General features: G+C 65.7%; 17 protein-coding genes. 8 read left to right on the top strand and 9 right to left on the bottom strand.

Features of this window, described 5'->3' with window-relative positions; genetic code table 11:
• Nucleotides 1-9: 9 nt before the first annotated feature.
• Genes HH302_RS06765 through atzF form a run of 5 tightly spaced genes read left to right on the top strand, consistent with a single transcriptional unit; the run spans nt 10 to nt 5,742 of the window.
• On the top strand, nt 10-930 hold the full coding sequence (locus HH302_RS06765) for an ABC transporter permease (RefSeq protein WP_172200087.1): 921 nt from the start codon (nt 10-12) through the stop codon (nt 928-930).
• Nucleotides 931-946: 16 nt separating this feature from the next.
• Nucleotides 947-1,642, top strand: a complete 696-nt coding sequence (locus tag HH302_RS06760; RefSeq protein WP_172200084.1) for a cysteine hydrolase family protein — start codon at nt 947-949, stop codon at nt 1,640-1,642.
• Between the two features lie 10 nt (nt 1,643-1,652).
• A complete protein-coding gene (locus tag HH302_RS06755) occupies nt 1,653-3,233 on the top strand; it encodes an ABC transporter ATP-binding protein (RefSeq protein ID WP_172200081.1) in 1,581 nt (526 codons plus the stop codon).
• Between the two features lie 8 nt (nt 3,234-3,241).
• Nucleotides 3,242-3,931: a cysteine hydrolase family protein gene (locus HH302_RS06750; protein WP_172200078.1), complete on the top strand. Its 690-nt coding sequence runs from the start codon at nt 3,242-3,244 to the stop codon at nt 3,929-3,931.
• Nucleotides 3,928-5,742, top strand: a complete 1,815-nt coding sequence (gene atzF / locus HH302_RS06745) for an allophanate hydrolase (RefSeq protein WP_172200075.1) — start codon at nt 3,928-3,930, stop codon at nt 5,740-5,742. Before HH302_RS06750 ends, atzF begins: the two co-directional genes overlap by 4 nt.
• A 149-nt stretch (nt 5,743-5,891) precedes the next feature.
• Here the strand turns inward: atzF and HH302_RS06740 are convergent, their stop codons facing one another.
• Nucleotides 5,892-6,728: a hypothetical protein gene (locus HH302_RS06740; RefSeq protein ID WP_172200072.1), complete on the bottom strand. Its 837-nt coding sequence runs from the start codon at nt 6,726-6,728 to the stop codon at nt 5,892-5,894.
• A gap of 497 nt (nt 6,729-7,225) precedes the next feature.
• On the opposite strand from HH302_RS06740, the gene HH302_RS06735 reads away from it, so the two are divergent.
• The 3 genes from HH302_RS06735 to HH302_RS06725 are packed head-to-tail and all read left to right on the top strand — an operon-like array spanning nt 7,226 to nt 9,833.
• Nucleotides 7,226-8,260, top strand: a complete 1,035-nt coding sequence (locus HH302_RS06735; protein ID WP_172200069.1) for an ABC transporter substrate-binding protein — start codon at nt 7,226-7,228, stop codon at nt 8,258-8,260.
• 7 nt (nt 8,261-8,267) lie between these two features.
• The gene (locus HH302_RS06730) at nt 8,268-9,047 is read left to right on the top strand and encodes an ABC transporter ATP-binding protein (RefSeq protein ID WP_172200066.1); all 780 of its coding nucleotides are present in this window, start codon (nt 8,268-8,270) and stop codon (nt 9,045-9,047) included.
• 9 nt (nt 9,048-9,056) lie between these two features.
• On the top strand, nt 9,057-9,833 hold the full coding sequence (locus HH302_RS06725) for an ABC transporter permease (RefSeq protein WP_172200063.1): 777 nt from the start codon (nt 9,057-9,059) through the stop codon (nt 9,831-9,833).
• A gap of 33 nt (nt 9,834-9,866) precedes the next feature.
• Here HH302_RS06725 and guaD read toward each other — a convergent pair whose 3' ends face one another.
• Genes guaD through xdhA form a run of 8 tightly spaced genes read right to left on the bottom strand, consistent with a single transcriptional unit; the run spans nt 9,867 to nt 20,978 of the window.
• On the bottom strand, nt 9,867-11,186 hold the full coding sequence (gene guaD, locus HH302_RS06720) for a guanine deaminase (RefSeq protein WP_172200060.1): 1,320 nt from the start codon (nt 11,184-11,186) through the stop codon (nt 9,867-9,869).
• Nucleotides 11,183-12,565, bottom strand: coding sequence for an 8-oxoguanine deaminase (locus HH302_RS06715; protein WP_172200057.1), 1,383 nt, complete (start codon nt 12,563-12,565; stop codon nt 11,183-11,185). The genes guaD and HH302_RS06715 overlap by 4 nt, the downstream gene beginning before the upstream one ends.
• Before the next feature lie 55 nt (nt 12,566-12,620).
• Nucleotides 12,621-13,547, bottom strand: coding sequence for an ABC transporter permease (locus HH302_RS06710; RefSeq protein ID WP_172200054.1), 927 nt, complete (start codon nt 13,545-13,547; stop codon nt 12,621-12,623).
• A complete protein-coding gene (locus HH302_RS06705; protein ID WP_172200051.1) occupies nt 13,544-14,638 on the bottom strand; it encodes an ABC transporter permease in 1,095 nt (364 codons plus the stop codon). The genes HH302_RS06710 and HH302_RS06705 overlap by 4 nt, the downstream gene beginning before the upstream one ends.
• Nucleotides 14,628-16,190: an ABC transporter ATP-binding protein gene (locus HH302_RS06700; RefSeq protein WP_172200048.1), complete on the bottom strand. Its 1,563-nt coding sequence runs from the start codon at nt 16,188-16,190 to the stop codon at nt 14,628-14,630. Before HH302_RS06700 ends, HH302_RS06705 begins: the two co-directional genes overlap by 11 nt.
• Complete coding sequence (gene xdhC, locus HH302_RS06695; protein ID WP_172200045.1) at nt 16,187-17,209, bottom strand: xanthine dehydrogenase accessory protein XdhC; 1,023 nt, start codon at nt 17,207-17,209, stop codon at nt 16,187-16,189. Before xdhC ends, HH302_RS06700 begins: the two co-directional genes overlap by 4 nt.
• Nucleotides 17,206-19,518: a xanthine dehydrogenase molybdopterin binding subunit gene (gene xdhB, locus HH302_RS06690; RefSeq protein ID WP_172200042.1), complete on the bottom strand. Its 2,313-nt coding sequence runs from the start codon at nt 19,516-19,518 to the stop codon at nt 17,206-17,208. Before xdhB ends, xdhC begins: the two co-directional genes overlap by 4 nt.
• Complete coding sequence (gene xdhA / locus HH302_RS06685) at nt 19,515-20,978, bottom strand: xanthine dehydrogenase small subunit (protein WP_172200039.1); 1,464 nt, start codon at nt 20,976-20,978, stop codon at nt 19,515-19,517. Before xdhA ends, xdhB begins: the two co-directional genes overlap by 4 nt.
• Nucleotides 20,979-21,138: the final 160 nt, after the last annotated feature.

Below are 21,138 nucleotides of genomic sequence, written 5' to 3'. Positions count from 1 at the left end.
GAGGCCCCAATGCACGTCGATGCGATCACTGCGGTGCTGCTGGCCATGCTGGGTGGCGCGATTCGCGTCAGCACGCCCTTCCTGTTCGTGAGCCTGGGCGAAACGATCACCGAGAAGGCGGGGCGCATCAACCTGGGCCTCGAAGGCACGCTGGTGATGGGGGCGATGAGTGCGTACGCCGCCTCGCTGCATAGCGGCCAGCCGTGGCTCGGGGTGCTCGCCGCGGCCGGTGCCGGCGCCGTGTTCGGCCTGTTGCACGGCCTGCTCGCGAGTTTACGGCGGGTGAACGACATCGCGCTCGGCATTGCCCTGATGCTGCTTGGCACCGGCTTGGCCTTTTACTGGGGCAAGGCCTACATACAGCCGCAGGCGCCCACGCTCACCGCGTTTCACCTCGGGGCGTGGAGCGATTCGCCCGCGCTGCGTTCGGCGCTCGACATCAACCCGCTCTTCATCGCGGGTCTGGTGCTGGCGTTTGCCCTGCACTGGGCGTTCTCGAATACCCGACTCGGCCTGACGCTGCGCCTGGTTGGCGATAGCGAGGCCGCCGCACGCGCGGCCGGCGCCGCGGTGATCCCGACCCGCGTGGCGGCCACGGTGATCGGCGGCGCGCTGGCGGGCGTGGGCGGTGCCTTCCTCTCGCTGTTCTACCCCGGCAGCTGGAACGAGGGGCTTTCGAACGGGCAGGGGATCATGGCGGTTGCGCTGGTGATCTTCGCGCGCTGGCAGCCGCGCCGCTGTGTGCTGGCAGCGTTGATGTTCGGCGCCGCCGGGGCGATCGGGCCGGCCTTGCAGTCCGTCGGCATCTCGTCCGGCTACTACCTCTTCAATGCTGCGCCCTACGCGCTGACCCTGCTGCTGATGGCGCTGACCTGTTCGCGCGATACCAGCCTCAAGGGTGCGCCGGGCGAGCTTTCCCTGAATCGCTGATGACCGAGGCACGACCATGAGCCTGACCCTGGATTCCAAGCCCTATCCCTGGCCGTTCGATGGTGCGCTGACGCCCGCGAACACCGCGCTGGTCATCATCGACATGCAGACCGACTTCTGCGGCAAGGGCGGCTATGTCGACACGATGGGCTACGACATCTCGCTGACACGCGCGCCGATCGAACCCATCGGCAAGCTGCTGGCGAAGTTCCGTGCTGCCGGTGCGCACGTGATCCACACCCGCGAGGGCCATCGCCCCGATCTGTCGGATCTGCCTGCGAACAAGCGCTGGCGCTCGCAGCGCATCGGCGCGGGGATTGGCGACGCCGGGCCCTGTGGCCGCATCCTGGTACGCGGCGAGCCGGGCTGGGACATCATCCCCGAGCTCTACCCGCTGCCGGGCGAAGTGATCATCGACAAGCCCGGCAAGGGCTCGTTCTGCGCGACCGATCTGGAGCTGGTGCTGCATACCCGCGGTATCCGCAATATCGTGCTCACCGGCATCACCACTGATGTGTGTGTGCACACCACGATGCGCGAAGCGAACGATCGCGGTTTCGAATGCCTGCTGGTCACCGATGGTTGCGGCGCGACCGATTACAACAATCACCTTGCCGCGATCAACATGGTGCTGATGCAAGGCGGCGTGTTCGGGGCGGTGGCGGATTCGGCCGCGGTGCTCGCAGCGCTGGCCGCATGGCCGGACGCCTGAGGCGCGCGCCATGTTCGAATCGGCAATCGTTGTTCCGGGGGTTGAAGCCCCGCAAGGCGAGGCGGCAGAAGTCGAGGTGCTCAACCTCACCAAACGCTTTGGCGACTTCGTCGCGCTCGACGATGTGTCGATCCATGTCGCCGCGGGCAGCTTCCACGCGCTGCTGGGCGAGAACGGCGCCGGCAAGAGCACCCTGGTCAAATGCCTGATCGGCTATCAGCCGGCGGATAGCGGCAGCGTCAGTGTCGACCGCCGCGAGCGCAGCATCGGCAGCCCGCGCGAAGCGGCCGCGCTGGGCATCGGCATGGTGTTCCAGCACTTCACGCTGGCACCGAATCTCTCGGTGGCCGAAAACCTGTTGCTTGCGCAGCCGCGCCTCCCCGCACTGCTGGACTGGAAGCACGAGCGCGCTGCGCTTGAAGCCATGCTCGCCGAGATGCCCTTCCGCGTGCCGCTCGATGCACTCGCCGGCGAACTGGCGGCAGGTGAGAAGCAGAAGGTCGAGATCATCAAGCAGCTCTACCTCAAGCGCCGTTTCATCATCCTCGACGAACCGACCTCCGTGCTCACACCGGGAGAGGCCGACGAGCTGCTGGGCTATCTGCAGACACGTACGCAGGCCGGCAAGCTGACGGTGCTGATGATCACCCACAAGTTCCGCGAGGTGATGCGTTTTGCCGACGCCGTGACGGTGCTGCGGCGCGGCAAGCATGTGGCCGGGGCAAAGGTATCGGAAACCGACCCGCATCGCCTGGCCGTCGCAATGATGGGCGCCGACGACGCGTCGACCGAAGCCGAGTCGTTGCCCGCGACCAGCCACACGACCGGTGACGAAGTGTTGCGGGTCAGCGCGCTCACCGTGATTGGTGATCGCGGCGTGCCGGCGGTGGACAAGGCGAGCTTCAGCGTTCGGGCGGGCGAGATCGTCGGCGTTGCGGGCGTCTCCGGCAACGGCCAGCGCGAATTGGTGGAAGCCCTGCTCGGGCAACGCCGGCACCTCAGCGGCAGCGTCACGATCGACGGCAAGCCCTACCGCCAGCGGCGCCACGAGATGCAGGCGCTGGGCGTTCGCAGCCTGCCGGAAGAGCCCCTGCGCAATGCCTGCGTGGGCGAGATGAGTGTAGCGGACAACATGGCACTGCGCAGTTTCGACAAAGCGCCGCTCGCACGCGGCCCCTGGCTGCGGCCCAAGGCGCTCGCCGAGCAGGCGCGCAGCATGATCGAACACTTCGGTGTGCGCACGCCGGGGCCGGGCGCGCCGATTGCCTCGCTCTCCGGCGGCAATGTGCAGCGCGCCGTGCTGGCGCGTGAGCTGAGCGCCGGCGCCCAAGGCCCGGTGCGGGTATTGATCGTGGCGAATCCGGTGTTCGGGCTCGACTTCCGCGCGGTGGCGGCGATCCATGCCCGGCTGCGCGCGGCGCGCGATGCCGGTTGCGCGGTGCTGCTGGTGAGCGAAGATCTGGACGAACTGCTGGAGCTTTCGGACCGCCTGCTGGTGATGCACGCAGGGCAGGTCGGGTACGAGTGCCCGCGCGCCGGCGCCGATGTCGCGACACTGGGGCGCTACATGGCCGGTGAGGCGCACGCTTAGGAGGGGCTATGGAACTGCTCATCGACGCACAACCCGCGCCGTTCGGCTTCGAGACCACGCGCAGCGCGCTGATCATGATCGACATGCAGCGCGACTTTCTGCTGCCGGGTGGTTTTGGCGAAGCACTGGGCAACGATGTGTCTCAGCTTGCGGGGTGCATTGCCCCTGCGCGGCAGTTGCTCGATTGGGCGCGCAGTGTGCGCATGAGCATCGTGCATACCAAGGAGGCACATGCGCCGGACCTGTCTGACTGTCCGCCCGCCAAGCTGCAGCGCGGTGCGCCCGGCAAGCGCATCGGCGATGCCGGGCCGATGGGTCGCATCCTGATCGACGGCGAAGTCGGTAGCGACTTCGTGCCCGAACTGGCGCCCCTGGCGGGCGAGCGTGTGTTGCGCAAGCCGGGCAAGGGTGCGTTCTATGCGACCGACCTGGGCGACTGGCTCGCACGCCGCAACGTCGATACCCTGATCTTTGCCGGCGTCACCACCGAGGTCTGCGTGCAGACGACGATGCGTGAAGCGAACGACCGCGGCTACAACTGCCTGTTGGTCGAAGAGGCCACCGCCAGCTACTTCCCGCACTTCAAGCAGGCGACGCTTGATATGGTGCGAGCGCAAGGCGGCATCGTGGGCTGGACTGCGAGTCTCGCGGCGCTCACTGGTGCCCGAGAAACGCTGCTCGCAAAGGGGCGCGCATGAGCAAACCCGAAGCGGAGCTGCACGCGCAGAGCCTGGATATCGCCAGTCTCCAGACGGCCTATCTCAGAGGCAGGCTGACACCGCTAGATGTGGTGGACGAGGTGCTTCGGCGCACCGCAGAAGATCCGAACTGCGTGTGGATCACGCGGCTCTCGGATGACGCCATCCGCCGCTACGCGCAGGCGCTCGCCGGGCGCGACCCCGCGTCGCTGCCGCTCTACGGCATCCCGTTTGCGATCAAGGACAACATCGATCTGGCCGGTGTGCCGACGACCGCCGCCTGCCGCGAGTTTGCCTACACGCCGCAGGCCAGCGCATTTGTCGTGCAGCGTCTGATCGAAGCGGGCGCGATTCCGATCGGCAAGACCAATCTTGACCAGTTTGCCACCGGGCTTAACGGCACCCGATCGCCCTGGGGCGCGTGTCGCAACGCCTTCAACCCCGACTACATTTCGGGTGGCTCAAGTTCTGGTTCAGCGGTTGCGGTGGCGAAGGGCTATGTCAGCTTCGCGCTGGGCACCGACACCGCGGGCTCCGGTCGCGTCCCCGCGGCCTTCAACAATCTGGTCGGGCACAAACCGACCCTGGGTTGGCTGTCCACAACCGGCGTTGTGCCGGCGTGCCGCTCGCTCGATACCGTGTCGGTCTTCGCGCTGACCGCCGACGATGCCGAGGCGGTGACCAGCGTGGCCGCGGCTTTCGATGCCGACGACTGTTTCGCCCGCAAGCTTGAAGGCCACGGGTTTGATTTCGGCAGCGCCAGCCGTTTCCGGGTTGGCGTGCCGCCGGTCGAACAACGGGCCTTCTTCGGCAACGACGAAGCGAAACGTTTGTTCGGTGAAGCGATCGCGCGGATCGAGTCGCTCGGAGGCGAGGTCGTCGAAGTTGATCTGCAGCCCTTTCTTGATACGGCAAAGCTGCTCTACGACGGCCCTTGGGTGGCGGAGCGCTATGCGGCAATTCGCGAATTCTTCGACGCCAATCCAGCGGCCCCGTTACCGGTGATCCGCGCGATTATCGGCGGTGCCCGTCGATGGTCAGCAGCCGACGCCTACACCTTCGGCTATCGATTGAAAGCCGCCAAGCGACAGTGCGATGCGATCTGGCAACGCATCGATTGCGTGCTTACGCCAACTGCGGGCACGATCTACACGATCGCCGAGATGCTCGCGGATCCGATCCGGCTCAACGCGAATCTCGGCACCTACACCAATTTCATGAACCTGCTGGACTATGCGGCCACCGCGGTACCCGTGGGCTTTCAATCCGATGGTCTGCCATTCGGCGTCACCCTGTTTTCGTGTGCACACCAGGATGGGCCTCTGCTGCGCCTTGCGGCGCGGATGCAGCGCGCGCTGGGGGCGCAACTTGGTGCAACCGGGCTGCCGATGCCCGGTGCATTCGCAAACCCCTTGCTCCCAAGCGGGCAAGTGCGTGTTGCGGTGTGCGGCGCCCACATGAGCGGCCTGCCACTCAACACGCAACTCACGAGCCGTGCCGCACGTCTTGTGGCCGACGTGATGTCGGCACCGGAATACCGCCTCGTCGCGCTACCCGGCGGGCCACCGTTTCGCCCCGGCATGATTCGAGTCGGGGAGGGGGGTGGCTCGGTGCAGATGGAAGTCTGGGAGATGCCTGCGCGCGAATTCGGTAGTTTCGTCGCGGGGATCCCCGCACCGCTTGGTATTGGCGTTGTGAAGCTTGCAGATGGTTCAAGTGTGCAAGGCTTTGTCTGTGAAGCGTTCGCAGCGGACGGGGCAGAAGACATCACCGGTTACGGCGGCTGGCGCGCCTATCTCGCCGCGCGCTGAGCGCGGCGGCAGCGACCGAATCTCGTTCCAACAAGGGGGCGCCGTGCTGGCTTCGCTTGATGTTCGGTGTCGATGTAATTCTCCCGGCGAGTAAATAGAAAAGGCCCGCATGAACGCGGGCCTTTGTTCATTCCAATCGCGGATCCGAATCAGAAATGCACTTCCGCCTTGATCATCGGCGTCTTGCCGGTTGAACCGACAACCTGTTCATGGTCGTTGCCGAACTTGTTCTGCCAGTACTCATACCCGACGCCCGCCAGGAATGTGCCCTTCTTGCCAGCCAGCGCGCCAAGGTCGGCCATCAGGAAGATGTCGGTGAGCGTTTCAGGCTTCGTGTCGGCGCCGAATCCATCTTTGCCCTTCTCGCCGGTGTAGGTGAAGAAGCCGTTCAGGCTGATCGGCAGCGGGCCGGCGTTGAAGGGGATGCCCCATGCGGCGGCTACGCGGTAGGTGCTCTCGAAATTCACATCCTTGCCAACGATACCGTTGTGGTTGGTTTCCTTGTAGTACATCAGGCTGAAGTCGACCCAGCCATCGAGTACGCCGAATTTCAAGGTCGGGCCAAACGTGAACTTGCGGACGCGCGCCGCGAAGTCGGTGTTCTTCGCGCTGGCGTCGAAGCCAGTCGTGATCGCGATATCACGCACGGGGCCAAACGACAGATCGGCGCCGGTGACTTTGCCCAGGTGCAGTTGGTTCTGATAGACGGCATAGACTTCTTGCGCGCCGCCTTTCCCGCCCGCGGCCGGGTCGTTTTCATCCGACAGCAGGAAGTCGACGTTGAAGAAGTTGCTACCGTACTTGTAGCCGCTGACATGGGTCAGCGCGAAGATGTTCTTCTTGATGTCCTTGTCGATCGCGGGTTCGGCGAACTGCGTGCCGTAGCGCCAGCTAGCCGAGGTATCGCTCCAATCCGCCGCGGAGGCGGGGGCGGCGGCTATTGCGCTGAGTACGGCGGCGACGCCGAGCGAAAGTTTTGCTTTCATGTGAATCTCCCTGTCTGTTCGGGCTGGCTTTGAATGAAATCGGAAACTCGCCTGCGGTCACGGCCTTCGTGCCGGCAGCGCTTTGATTCGATTCGATGCTAGCAGTGCAAGGGAGTGGGGGTGCTTATACCCGGGATAATGATTCCGTAATACACGAACCTTAACGGTGGATTAACCGGTTTGAGTTCCGTGAATTGTCGTTGTTTTTGCGACAGAGGCGGAAAGGTCTTGTGCAGACTGGGTTTGCGGCAGCTTGGTATGCGATTCCGGGATATTGCGGTTTTCGGTTTCGTGATCATCGGTTGAGCGATGCGCCGAATTGATGCAGCAATTTGCCGTGCGCACCAGATTGAAATGCAATTCGGGTTTTATTGCACCAGACTGGCGTCATTGAATTGGTTGGCCGGCTGCCTCGGGCGGTTTGACTGGAAATAGGGTGTGGCATACGGATTGCTGAGTTGGTGCAACTGCTCACGTTGCCAATTCAGGAGAACCCGATGCCTTTCAGTTTTACTCGCCGCACAGTCATTGAGCTTGCTGGTGCCGCTTTCTTGCTACTCAACGGTGGCAGCGTTCTTGCGGACGAGGCATTGAAGTTGAAGTTCACGCTCGACTGGCGCTTCGAAGGCCCGGCTGCACCATTCCTGCTGGCTAAATCGAAAGGCTACTTCGCGGCTGAAGGGCTGGATGTCTCGATCGATGCAGGCAACGGCTCGGCCGGCGCGGTTACCCGCGTGGCGACCGGAGCCTACGAAATGGGCTTCGCCGATTTCAACGCACTGGTTGAATACGATGCCAAGCAGCCGGGCTCCAAGATCCAGGCTGTGTATATGGTTTACAACAGCACGCCGGCCGCCGTGTTTTCGCTGAAGAAGTCCGCCATCAACAAGCCGGCCGACCTGCTCGGAAAGACACTCGCGGCGCCGGTGTTCGATGCGGGCCGCAAGGCCTGGCCAGCGTTTGCGAAGAGCAACAAGCTCGATCCCAATGCTGTGAAGTGGCAGTCGGTTGAACCGGCACTGCGCGAAACCCTGCTGGCGCGCGGCGATGTGGATGCGATCACCGGCTTCTACTTCACCAGCCTGCTCAACCTTGAAGCGCGGGGCGTGAAGCCACAGGACATTGCCGTGATGCCCTTCGCCGACAACGGCGTGGAGTTGTACGGCAACGCGATCATCGTCGCGCCGAAGTTCGCGGCCGAACAGCCGAAAGCCGTGGCTGGCTTTCTGCGTGCGTTCAACAAGGCGCTCAAGGAGACGATCGCCTCGCCGGATGCTGCCGCAATGACAGTGAAGGAACGCGATGCGCTGGTCGATGCCGCGCTCGAAACCCGCCGCCTGAAGCTCGCACTCGCGGCCAACGTGGTCACGCCGGAGGTCAAGGCCAACGGGCTCGGCGGCGTTACACCGGAGCGCCTGCAGCGTTCGATCGCCGAAACCGCCGAAGCCTACGCGCTGCCGAAGGTGCCGAGCGGCGCTGAACTCTTCAATCCCGCCTTCCTGCCGGCCAAGGCCGAGCGGATGGTCAAGTGAGGCGCGAATGAGCTTCGTCCGTTTCGAGAACGTCAGCCTTGCCTACACGGACGATGGCCCCCGAGCGATCGAGGATGTGAACCTTGATGTGCGTGAAGGCGAGTTCGTCGCCGTCGTCGGGCCATCCGGTTGCGGCAAATCGACACTGATGAAGCTCGTCTCCGGTTTGCGCCTGCCCAACGATGGCTATGTCTATGTGAATGGCCGTCAGGTGGGCGGGCCGCTCAATCTGGTGGGCATGGCCTTTCAGGCAGCGAACCTGCTGCCCTGGCGCACCACATTGCAGAACGTGATGCTGCCGATGGAGATCGTCGAGCCTTACCGCAGCGAACTGCGCAGCCACCGCGCCGAATTCGAGCAACGTGCGCGCGCGCAATTGGCTGCAGTGGGCCTCGCGGGCTGCGAAGACAAGTTTCCGTGGGAACTCTCCGGCGGCATGCAGCAGCGTGCTTCGATCTGCCGCGCGCTGATCCACAAGCCGCGCCTGCTGATGCTCGACGAACCCTTCGGTGCGCTCGATGCCTTCACCCGCGAAGAGCTGTGGTGCATGTTGCGCGACCTCTGGCAGACGCAGCCCTTCACGGTGATTCTGGTGACTCACGATCTGCGCGAGGCAGTCTTCCTTGCCGATACGGTGTACGTGATGAGTGCGCGCCCCGGCCGCATCCTCGTCCGGCGAGAAATCGACCTGCCGCGCCCGCGCGATCTGGATCTGACCTACACCGACCACTTTGCCAGCCATGTGCACGCCTTGCGTGAGCACATCGGCCACGTCCGAAAGCACTGAGGCAGCGCAATGGCCATTCGCCAGAAGACCCTGATGCGGCTCGCCCCATGGGCGGTCACCCTGTTCATCCTCATCATGTGGGAAGGCATCTGCGTGAGCTTCGCGGTGCCCGAATTCCTCATGCCGGCACCCAGCGCGGTGTTCAAGGCCGGCCTTGCTACCGCGGGGCCGATCTTCGAGCACGCGACGCAAACCTTCTTCACCACCCTGGTCGGCTTCGCACTGGCAGTGGTGGTGGGGCTTGTGGTCGGCGCGGTGGTGGGCTCCTCACCGTTGGTCTACAAGGCGCTCTACCCGATGCTGGTGGGCTTCAACAGCATCCCAAAGGTCGCCTTCGTGCCGGTGCTGGTGGTGTGGTTCGGCATCGGTACGGTGCCGGCGATCCTCACCGCTTTCCTGATCTCCTTTTTCCCGGTGGTGGTGAACGTGGCGACCGGGCTGGCGACGCTGGAGCCGGAACTGGAAGACGTGCTGCGCTCGCTCGGCGCATCGCGGCTAGACATCCTGCGCAAGGTTGGGCTGCCGCGCGCGATGCCTTACTTCTTTGCCTCGCTGAAGGTGGCGATCACGCTCGCCTTTGTCGGCTCGGTCATCTCCGAAACCGTCGCCTCGAACCTTGGCATTGGCTATCTGATGATGTCCGCCAGCTCGTCGATGAACATGCCGCTGGTGTTCGCCGGGCTGATCGTAATCGGCGCGATGGGCGTGGTGATGTACGAGCTTTTTGCCGCGCTTGAACGCCGCCTCACCGGCTGGGCCCATCGCGGCGCCGGCGCGGCACTCTGACAAAGCGGGGCGCCGTTTCGGGCGCCCCGTCGTTCAATCGCGCCGATACACCGGGCGGCCCATCGCGTGGGTCGCCACCACGCAGCGTTCGTCACCAAGCGTCTGCAGCGCAAACAGGCGCTCCTGCAGCGTTGACGCATGCGAAATCCGCCACGCCAGTTCCTCGGTGGCGTGCAGGTCCAGCACCACGAAGTCCGCTTCCTTGCCGGCTTCAAAGTTGCCGATGAAGTGTTCAAGCCCCAAGGCCCTGGCGCCCCCCAGCGTGGCCAGATACCAGGCCGAGAGCGGCGCCAGCGGCTGCGCGCAGAACTGCGACACCTTGTAGGCCTCGCCCAGCGTGCGGATCAACGAGAGGGAGGTACCGCCGCCCACATCGGTCGCCAGCCCCACCGCCATGCCGGCATCGCGTGCGGCGCGGTAGTCGAACATGCCGCTGCCGAGGAACAGGTTGGACGTCGGGCAGAACGCGGCCGCCGTTTGGGTGTCGGCCATCCACTTGCGTTCGGCCTCATCCAGATGCACGCAGTGCCCGTAGATCGTGCGTGGCCCGATCAAGCCGTGGTGCGCATACACATCGAGGTAGCTGCGCCGATCCGGGAAGAGCTCGCGTACCCATTCGATCTCGCGTTTGTTCTCCGCGAGGTGCGATTGCACATGCAGATCCGGCCACGCGGCGTACATCGCGCCGGCCACGTCCAGCTGCTGCGGCGTCGAGGTCGGCGCAAAGCGCGGGGTCAGCGTGTAGCGCAGGCGGCCATGGCCGTGCCAGCGCTCGATCAACGCGCGGCTGTCGTGTTCGGCACTCACGGCGGTGTCGCGCAGTGAATCCGGGCAGTTGCGATCCATCATCACCTTGCCGCACAACATGCGCAGATCAAAGTGCGAGGCGGCCTCGAAGAAGGCATCGACCGAATGCGGATGCACCGTCGCGAAGACCGATGCGGTGGTGGTGCCGTGCGCGAGCATCCTTCGCACCACGAACTCGGCGCACTGGTGCGCGACCGCCGGGTCGGCGAAGGCGGATTCGGCCGGGAAGGTGAATTCGGTGAGCCAGTCGATCAGTTGCCGCCCGAATGAACCCAGCACCCCAACCTGTGGGTAGTGGATGTGCGTATCGACCAAGCCCGGCAGGATCAGGTGGCCGCGGTAGTCATGCAACTGCGCATGCTCACGTGCAGCGGGATCAAGCGCGGCGGCGATGTGCCCCCATTCGCCGACAGCGCTGACACGGCCGGCTTCGATCAGTAGTGCGCCGTCTTCAAAGAACTCGCAGGCCGAGGCGTCGTCGACCGGCCCCGGATCGCGGAGGAAGTGCAGTACCGCGCCACGGACAAGGTGGATCTGCTGGTTCATGCGTGCCCCGCAGCGAGGGCAAGCGCGAAGCGGTTGTGGCGTTCGAGCACACGAGGCAGGTCGATCGTCGTGAGCTGACCCTCGCGCACTACCACTCGGCCGTTGATGACCGACAGGCTCACCCGCGGCGGGGTGCAGAACAGCAGCGCAGCGACCGGGTCGTGCACCGCGCCGCCCGCAAGGCTGACGCCCCCGGTATTGAAGGCCACGCAATCTGCGCTCATGCCGGGCGCGATCGCGCCGATGTCGTCGCGGCCCAGCACGCGGGCGCCGCCCAGGGTCGCCAGTTCCAGCGCTTGGCGGGCGGTGAGCGCAGCGGGACCGTGGCCGACGCGCGCCAGCAGCATCGCTTGCCGCGCTTCGCCCAGCATGTGCGCGCCGTCGTTCGATGCCGAACCGTCGACGCCCAGACCCACCGGTACACCCGCCGCGCGCATCTGCGGAATCGGCGCGATGCCAGAGGCCAGACGCATGTTCGAGCATGGGCAGTGCGCCACGCCAGTGCCGCTTCGCGCAAACAGTGCGATGCCCGGCGCGTCCAGCTTCACGCAGTGCGCGTGCCATACATCGTCGCCGGTCCAGCCCAATGACTCGGCGTACTCGGCCGGCGTCATGCCGAAGACCTCGCGGCTGTAGCTGATGTCTTTGTCGTTCTCGGCCAGGTGGGTGTGCAGGCGCACGCCGTAGTGGCGCGCCAGCTCGGCCGATTCGCGCATCAGCTCGCGCGATACCGAGAAGGGTGAGCAGGGCGCCACCGCCACATGCAGCATCGAATGCCGCCGCGGGTCGTGCCAGGTCTCGATCAGTCGCCGGGTGTCGGCGAGGATCGCGTCCTCGCGCTCCACCACTTCGTCCGGCGGCAAGCCGCCTTTCGACTGGCCCACGCTCATGCTGCCGCGGCACGCGGTGAAGCGCATGCCGATCTCCTGCGCGGCGGCGATCGAATCGTCGAGCCGGCTGCCGTTCGGATAGATGTAGAGGTGGTCGGACGAAGTCGTGCAGCCGGAAAGGATCAGCTCCGCCATCGCCGTTTGCGTCGAGACATGGATCATCTCCGGCGTCAGCCCGGCCCACACCGGGTAGAGCGCGCGCAGCCAGTCGAACAGCTCCGCGTCCTGCGCCGCGGGCATCGCGCGGGTCAGGCTCTGGTACATGTGGTGATGGGTGTTCACGAGGCCGGGCATCAGCACATGGCCGCGCAGCTCGATCGTTTCGTCCGGCGCCACACCGGCGTGCGCGCAGAGCGCGGCGAGTTCATCGGTGGTGCCGACGGTCTCGATCACGCCGTCGCGGATCAGCACTGCGCCGTCCGCGATCTCGCGGCGCGCAGCATCCATCGTCAGCAGCACATCGGCGTGCTGCAGTAAAAGGGTCGTCATGGCTCAGGTCCTGCGCGGCGACGCTTCAGGTGGCGTCGCCGGATTGATTTGGGAATCAGCGCCCTGGCACGAAGCTCTTGCCGAGCGAGGCCGGCAGGTTCAGCTGCAGCAGCTTGCGGTCGCGCGAGATCAGCACCAGCACCACGATGGTGGCGATGTAGGGCAGCGCGGAGAGCAACTGCGACGGTACCCGTACGCCCAGCGCTTGCGCATGGAACTGCAGGATCGTGACGCCGCCGAACAGCCAGGCGCCGAGCAGCAGGCGGCCCGGCTTCCAGGTCGCGAACACGACCAGCGCCACGGCGATCCAGCCGCGCCCGGCGCTCATGTTCTGCACCCACATCGGGGTGTAGACGGTCGAGAGGTAAGCCCCCGCAATGCCTGCCATCGCGCCGCCGAAGAGCACGGCGCCATAGCGGATCGCGAACACTGGAAAGCCCAGCGCATGCGCCGATTCGGGTGATTCGCCGACCGCGCGCAGCATCAGGCCCAGCTTGGTCTTCGCCAGCACCCACCACACGATGCCGAAGAACACGAAGGACAGGTACACGCCCATGTCCTGCGTGAAGAACACCGGGCCGAGCAGCGGAATCGACGACAACAGCGGCAGCGCAACCGGCTTGAGGCCGGGCAGGCTGTGGCTGACATAGTGCTGGCCGATGAAGGCGGAGAGGCCGATGCCGAAGATCGTCAAAGCCAGCCCCGCGGCGGACTGGTTCGCGGCCAGCGACAGCGTCAGCACCGCGAAGCACAGCGCGGCAAGCGTGCCGGCGGCAGCGCCTGCAAGGAAGCCGGCGCCCGCGCCGCCGCCGGTCTCCACTGCGGCGGCAAAGCCGGCGACCGCGCCGATCAGCATCATGCCTTCGACGCCGAGGTTGATGACGCCGCTGCGTTCGGCCACCAGTTCACCGAGGCCGGCGTAGATCAGTGGCGTGGCAGCCCCCAAGGTGCCGGCGAGAATCGGAATCAGATGTTCGATCATGCGATGGCCTTTTTGGCGAGTGCGGCGGCGCGGCGTTTTTCGAGTGGCTTGCGCAGGCGGAAGTCGATGAACACGTCGCAGGCAAGCAGGAAGAACAGCAACATGCCCTGGAAGATGCCGGTGATCGCGGCCGGTGTTTGCAGCGCCATCTGCGCCGCCTCGCCGCCAAGGTAGATCAGCGCCATCAAAAGTCCGGCGAACACGATGCCGATTGGATGCAGGCGCCCGATCCAGGCAACGATGATCGCGGCGTAGCCATAGCCCGGTGAGATGTTCAGGTTCAGTTGCCCGACCGGGCCGGCGACTTCGCCTGTGCCGGCCAGCCCTGCCGTGAGGCCTGAGAGCACCAGGCTGAGCCAGACCGTGCGGCTGGCCGGAAAGCCCGCGTAGCGTGCCGCCTGCGGCGCAAGGCCACCGACCGTGACCTGGTACGACAGGAAGCTCTTCGATACGAACAGCCAGAACAACAGCACCGCGGCGGCGGTGATGAACACCGAGGTGTTCAGGCGCAGCCCTTCAAACAGCATCGAGAACAATGCCGCGTCTCCGAACATCACCGACTGCGGGAAGTTCATGCCGGCCGGGTCGCGCCACGGGTCGCTGACGAGCCACGAGAGAATGAAGTTCGCGACATAGGCGAGCATCAGCGTGGTCAGCGTTTCTTCTGCGTTGAAACGGGTTTTCAGCAGCGCCGGAATGGCTCCCCACAAGGCGCCGCCAACCGCGCCGGCCAGCACCATTGCCGGCAGCAACCAGGCGCTCTGCGATTCGGGGAAGGCAATTGCGACGCCGCCGCCGAAGATTGCGCCCATGATCAACTGGCCCTCGGCGCCGATGTTGAAGATGCGCGCCCGAAAGCCGATCGCCAGCCCCTGTGCGATCAGGATCAGCGGGGCAGCCTTGAGCAGCAGTTCGCTCCAGCCGTTGGCGTCGGCCAGCGGGCCGATGAAGAAGACATGGAAGGCCTCGCGCGGATCTTTGCCGAGCGCAAGAAAGAGCAGGGCGCCGACGCCAAGGGTGAGCAGGATCGCCAGCAGCGGCGCGGCATAGCTCATCCAGCGCGACGGGGTGGCGCGGGGTTCAAGCAGCATGGGCGCTCTCCGGCGTGGGTTGGGCAAAGAGGCCGGACATCGCAAGCCCGATCGCCTCGGCGTTGGTCTGTTCGCGCGGCACCGCGGGCGAGAGACGCCCACCGGCCAGCACCGCGATGCGATCGCAGATCTCGAACAGCTCTTCGAGTTCCTCCGAGATCACCAGCACGCCGACCCCGCTGCGCGAGAGGTCGAGCAGGGTCTGGCGCAGGAAGGCCGAGGCACCGACATCGACGCCCCAGGTTGGCTGAGCGACGATCATCACCTTGGGCGCCTGCATGATCTCGCGCCCGACGATGAACTTCTGCAGGTTGCCGCCGGAAAGACTGCGCGCCACCGCGCCGGTACCACCGCAGCGCACGTCGAAACGCTCGATACAGCGTTGGGCAAATTCGCGCGCTGCGGCGAGGCGGCGCAGCCCGTGGCGCACCAGCCCTTGCCGGTGTGCGGTGAGCAGCGCGTTGTCGGCGAGCGACATCGCCGGCACCGCGCCGCGCCCGAGCCGCTCTTCCGGCACGAACGAGAGCCCGCGATCGCGCCGCGCGCCGGCATCGCGGTGGCCCACGGCCTCGCCGCACAGCTGCACCATGTCGCGCGCGACCGGCGTTTCGCCCGATAGCGCAGCGAGCAGTTCGGCCTGGCCGTTGCCTGAGATGCCGGCGATGCCGACCACCTCGCCGCTGTGAACGGTGAGCGCAATGTCGGTGAGGCGTGTGCCAAAGGCATCGTCCGGCTCGCGTGATAGCGCGCGGATCTCCAGCAGCGGCTTGCGTTCGCCCTCGTAAGTTGGCGCTTCGCAATGCGGTAGTTCGCGGCCGATCATCATGCGGGCGAGGCTGGCCGAACTCTCCTGGCGCGGGTCGGCTTCGCCCGTGACACGGCCGCCGCGCATCACGGTGGCGCGTTCGCACAGCTCGCGGATCTCGTCGAGCTTGTGGCTGATGTAGAGGATGCTGACGCCCTCGCTGGCAAGCTGGCGCAGCGTTTCGAACAGCTTGCGCACGGCTTGCGGCGTGAGCACCGAAGTGGGCTCGTCGAGAATCAGCAATTGCGGGTTCTGCAGCAGGCAGCGAACGATCTCCACCCGCTGCCGCTCGCCCACCGAAAGGCTGTGCACATGGCGCAGCGGATCGAGCGGCAGGCCATAGCGCTGCGACACTTCCTTGACCTTGACCGCAAGGCTTGCGAGATCGAACTCACCGCCGAGTGAGAGCGCGATGTTCTCGACCACGGTCAGCGTTTCGAACAGCGAGAAATGCTGGAACACCATGCCGATGCCCAGCGCGCGAGCCGCGGCGGGGTCGGGGATATCGACCTGACGGCCGTTCCACATGATCTCGCCCATGTCGGCTTTCACCGCACCGTAGATCACCTTCATCAAGGTGCTCTTGCCGGCGCCGTTTTCACCCAGCACCGCGTGGATCTCGCCCGGTCGCACAACCAGGCTGACGTCGTCATTCGCCAATACCGACGGGTAGCGTTTCGAGATGTGGAGCAACTGCAAACGCGGCTCGCCGTGAAGCGGGATTGGAGACGCTGGCTCAGGGTTCATCGCGGGCTTCCGGTGGATTTGCAATGGATGTCGGCGAGGGCCGACGCTGCATGTTGCGAAGCGTGCTGCAACAGCAGCCGCGTTTCGCGCAGTTGCAGTAGTTGCGCGGCAACGCCGATGGCGATCGACTGCGGCAGCTTGCTCTGAATGCCGGCGATACCGATCGGGCAGGTGAGTTCTTCGAGGCGCTCCGCGGCAATGCCGCGCTCGGTGAAGCGATGCTCGAAGCGGGCACGCTTGGTGTCGGAGCCGATCAGGCCGAAGTAGGCGAAGTCCTTGCGGCGGTAGATCGCCATGCACAGCTCGAAGTCCAGTGCGTGGCTGTGCGTCAGTACGAGAAAGCAGGTGCCGGGCGGCGCGTCGACCACTGCTTGCTCGGGCACATCGGTGCTGATCGCTCGGACGTTGGCGGGCAGTTCAGCGGGGAACACATCCTCGCGGGTGTCTATCCACGCGATCCGGGCGCCGAGCGGAGCGAGCACCCGCACCAGTGCCTCGCCTACGTGGCCGGCTCCGAAGATGCTGATCGGGAACGGCGGCTCGCCGATGTGTTGTTCGAACTGCCAGTGGCCGTCGGGCTCGCGTGAGAAGTCGGTGCCGGTTCGCCCCGCGGGGCATAGCGACCAGACTGAGTGGGCATCGCTGCTCGCGACCGCGCGTGCGAGGTGTTCGCCGCGCGCCACGGCGGCGGCGCGGTGGCGCCACATGAGCGCGCTGTCTGCGTCGATGCGTTCGAACAGCAACCACACTGCACCGCCGCAGCATTGCCCGAGGCTTGCGCCGAGCGAGAAGCGAACGGTGCGCAGGCGGGTGCCGTCCCGCAGCAGGGCGCGTGCGATTGCGGTGGCCTCCCACTCCAGGTGACCGCCGCCGATCGTGTCAGCCGTCTGTGTCGCACCCACGAGCATGGTCGCGCCCGCCTCGCGGGGCGTCGAGCCCAAGGTCTGCGCCACGGTGACCAACACCAGCGGCCCCTCGGCGCCGAGCAGGGGGGCTATTTGCGTGAGCCACTCGTTCATGCCGCCTCCGCGGGTATGGCGAGGCCGCCGATAGCGCGCAGCAGCGCTTCCGGCGTGGCAGGGGCAGAGAGCTCGACCGGGCCGCCGGTCGCAGCCGCACAGGCATCGCGCAGCGCGAAGAACACGGACAAGCCCAGCATGAGCGGCGGTTCCCCTACCGCTTTTGACTTGTGGATCGCGTCTTCCACGTTCTCGCCTTCGAACAGCTTCACGTTGAAGACAGGCGGGCAGTCGGACACCGCCGGGATCTTGTAGGTGGATGGCGCGTGCGTCATCAGCCGGCCATCCGGCTTCCACCACAGTTCTTCGCTGGTGAGCCAGCCCATGCCCTGGATGAATCCGCCTTCGATCTGACCGATGTCGATGGCCGGATTCAGACTGCGGCCGACGTCGTGCAGGATGTCTGCGCGCAGCACGCGGCTCTCGCCGGTGAGGGTGTCCAGCGCCACTTCGGCACAGGCTGCGCCGTAGGCGAAGTAGTAGAACGGCCGGCCCATCATCGTGTGCGGGTCGTAGTGGATCTTGGGCGTGGCGTAGAAGCCGGCGTCCCATAGCTGGATGCGGGCGCGGTAGGCCTGCCCGACGAGATCGACGAAGGGGATGATCTCGCTGCCCGCGATGACGCGACCGCCCGTGAACAGCACATGCTCCGGGGGGACCGCGTTGCGCGCCGCGATGAAGGCCGAAAGGCGCGCGCGGATCGCCTGTGCGGCGGCCTGTGCTGCCTTGCCGTTCAGATCGGTGCCGCTCGAAGCAGCGGTAGCCGAGGTGTTGGGCACGCGGCTGGTGTCGGTGGGCGAGAGGCGCACATCCTCCACCTGCAGGCCGAACTCATGGGCGACGATCTGGCGGATCTTGGTGTAGAGCCCCTGGCCCATCTCGGTGCCGCCGTGGGTGAGCAGCACCGTGCCATCCGAATACACCGCCACCTGCGCGCCGGCCTGGTTATACATCGTCGCCGTGAAGGAGATGCCGAACTTCACCGGCGTGAGCGCCAGCCCGCGCTTGATGATGGGGCTACTGGCGTTGAAGCGGGCAATATCCACCCGCCGCGCGGCGTAGTCGCAGTCGCGCACCAGTTGCTCGACCAGCGCGGGGGCGATGTTGTCTTCCACCTTCATGCCGTAGTGGGTGACGTTGCGCTGCGTGCCGCGGCTGTCGCCGTAGAAGTTCACCCGCCGCACATCGAGCGGATCGCAACCGAGGTGGCGCGCGATATCGTCGATGATGGTCTCGATTGCGAACATGCCCTGCGGGCCGCCGAAGCCGCGGAAGGCGGTGTTCGATACCGTGTTGGTTTTGCAGCGCAGGCTACGGATGGCGACCGCATCGAGGTAGTAGCAGTTGTCGGCGTGAAAGATCGTTCGGTCGTTGATCGGGCCGGAAAGGTCGGCCGAGAAACCGCAGCGCGAGGCCAGCGTCAACGCCAGGCCTTCGATCCGACCTTCGGCATCGAATCCCACGTTCCACTCGATGCGGAAGTCGTGGCGCTTGCCGGTGATCGTCATGTCGTCGTCGCGATCCAGCCGCAACTTCACCGGGCGCTTGGTGTGCCAGGCAGCGAGCGCGGCGGCGCAACTGATCTGCGACGATTGCGATTCCTTGCCGCCAAAGCCGCCGCCCATGCGCCGGCATTCAACGCTGACCTGGTGCGCCCGCCAGCCAAGCGCATGGGCCACCATGTGCTGCATCTCGGTCGGGTGCTGGGTCGAAACGTTCAGGTGTATCGAGTCGTCTTCGCGCAGCGTCGCGATCGCGATCTGGCCTTCGAGGTAGAAGTGCTCCTGTCCGCCCAGATCCACCGCGCCTTGCAGCCGGTACTTGGCGGCGGCCAGTGCGGTGACCACATCGCCACGGCGTACTTCCACCGGCGGCAATACCCAGGATTCGGCCGCCATCGCTGCTTCAGCGGTCAGCACCGCAGGCAGGGGCTCGAACTCGAATTTCGCGAGGCGCGCAGCACGGCGTGCGGCGTCATGGCTTGTGGCGACGACAAGGAACAGCGGTTGGCCCCAGTACTGCACCAGCCCATCGGCGAGGATGGGGTCGTCGTGCAGCACCGGCCCGCAGTTGTTCTCGCCGGGAATGTCGGCGGCGGTGAGCACCTTGACCACGCCGGGCGCGGCACGCACGGCCGCCAGATCCATCGCAGTGATTTGCCCGTGCGCGACCGGGGCGCTGCCGAACGCTGCGTGCAGCGCGCCGGCGGGTAGCGGCATATCGTCGGTGTACTGCGCGCGACCGCTGACATGGAGCTTCGCGCTTTCGTGCGGCAGAGAGGCGCCGATGACGCCACGCGGAACCATCATGCTGAAACCTCCGCGAGTCGGGTTGGTGCGTTCGCTGGGGCTGCGGTCTCCAGCCAGAACCTCCACAGCAGGTTGCGTGCGGTGGCGTTGCGATAACTGGCGGTGGCGCGCATGTCGGTGAGCGGCATGTAGTCGGCGCTGAGGGCCAGCATTGCTGCGCGTACCGACTCGGCCGACCAGGGCTGGCCAAGCAGTGCGGCTTCGCAACGCGGTGCACGGCTGGGGGTCGCGGCCATGCCGCCGAAGGCGACACGGGCGGACTCGATCAGGCCGTCGCGCACGCTTACGGCGATGCCGGCACAGACGGCGGAGATGTCCTGATCGGCGCGCTTGCTGACCTTCCAGGTACGGAACATCGTGGGTGCTGCAGGGCCGCAGGGCACGCGAATCGCGCGCACAAATTCGCCCGCCTGCAGCGCTGACTTCTGGTAACCGAGGTAGAGGTCTTCCAGCGCGATCTCACGCGTCGCGTCGCCACGTTGCAGCAACACGCTCGCGCCGAGCGCGATCAAGCCGGGCATCGAATCGCCGATGGGCGAGCCATTGGCGATGTTGCCGCCCAAGGTGCCGGCATTGCGAATCGGCATCGACGCGAATCGCTCGGCCAGTTCTTGCCAGGCGGGATTCGCCGCGACCAGTGCGGCGAAGGCCTCCGTCAGCGTCGCGCCTGCGCCGATCACCAGTTGATCATCGTCGCGCGTGATCGTGCGCAGCTCGGTTACGGCACCGAGGTAGATCAGATCCGGCAAGTCGCGCATTTGCTTGGTGACCCAGAGCCCGATGTCGGTGGAGCCGGCGAGCAGCCTCGCGCTCGGTCGAGCGAGATAGGTGCTTGCAAGTTCATCGACGGTGCGCGGGGCGAAGAAGCGCGTGTGGTCGCTCTGGTATTCAAGTGCGGGCAGGGCGGCGAGCAAGTCGAGCGCAGCGCGCACCGGGGCGCGGTCCATGGCTACGCGCGGCCTCGCATGGGCAGCTGTCGCGGCGTCGATGATTGGCCGGTAGCCGGTGCATCGGCACAAGTTGCCCGAGAGCACGCTGAGCGTCTGTTCGCGGGTCGGCGTGCCGGAGCGCGTTTCGTAATCGGCCCACAGGCTCATTGCAAAGCCGGGCGTGCAGAAACCGCACTGCGACGCGTGGCAATCAACCATGGCTTGCTGAACCGGGTGCAGTTCGCCGCCGTCGGCGAGGTCTTCCACGGTGAACAGGGCCTTCCCGTCCAGCGTGGGCAGAAACTGGATGCAGGCGTTAACGGCGGTGACCTTCAGCCCACTGGGCGCGCTGTCATCACGTTCGCCGATCACCACGGTGCAGGCACCGCAGTCGCCTTCCGCGCAACCTTCCTTGGTGCCCGTGGCACAGGCGTCTTCACGCAGCCACTGCAGCACGCTGCGGGTGGTGGGTTTGCCGCTGATTTGTTGGACAGCGCCGCGGAAATAGAACTGGATCGGTCGTGCGGTCATTGTGTCTTCTCTCGCGCAAGCTCATGTGCGCCGGGGTGATTCGAAGTTATCAGGTGCGCTGGCTGTGCGAAGCCGGGCAAGGCGGATAGGGGTTATCCGCCTGCGCTTATGAAGGTCTGGCGGCAGCGCTTCGAGCGTGCGACCTGCGTTGGACGAATAC

Source organism: Niveibacterium sp. COAC-50, from assembly GCF_013184235.1.
In the GTDB taxonomy this organism is placed as follows: Bacteria; Pseudomonadota; Gammaproteobacteria; order Burkholderiales; family Rhodocyclaceae; genus Niveibacterium; species Niveibacterium microcysteis.
The sequence above is the reverse complement of the archived record's forward strand: the minus strand, read 5'-3'. Positions and strand labels throughout refer to the sequence as shown.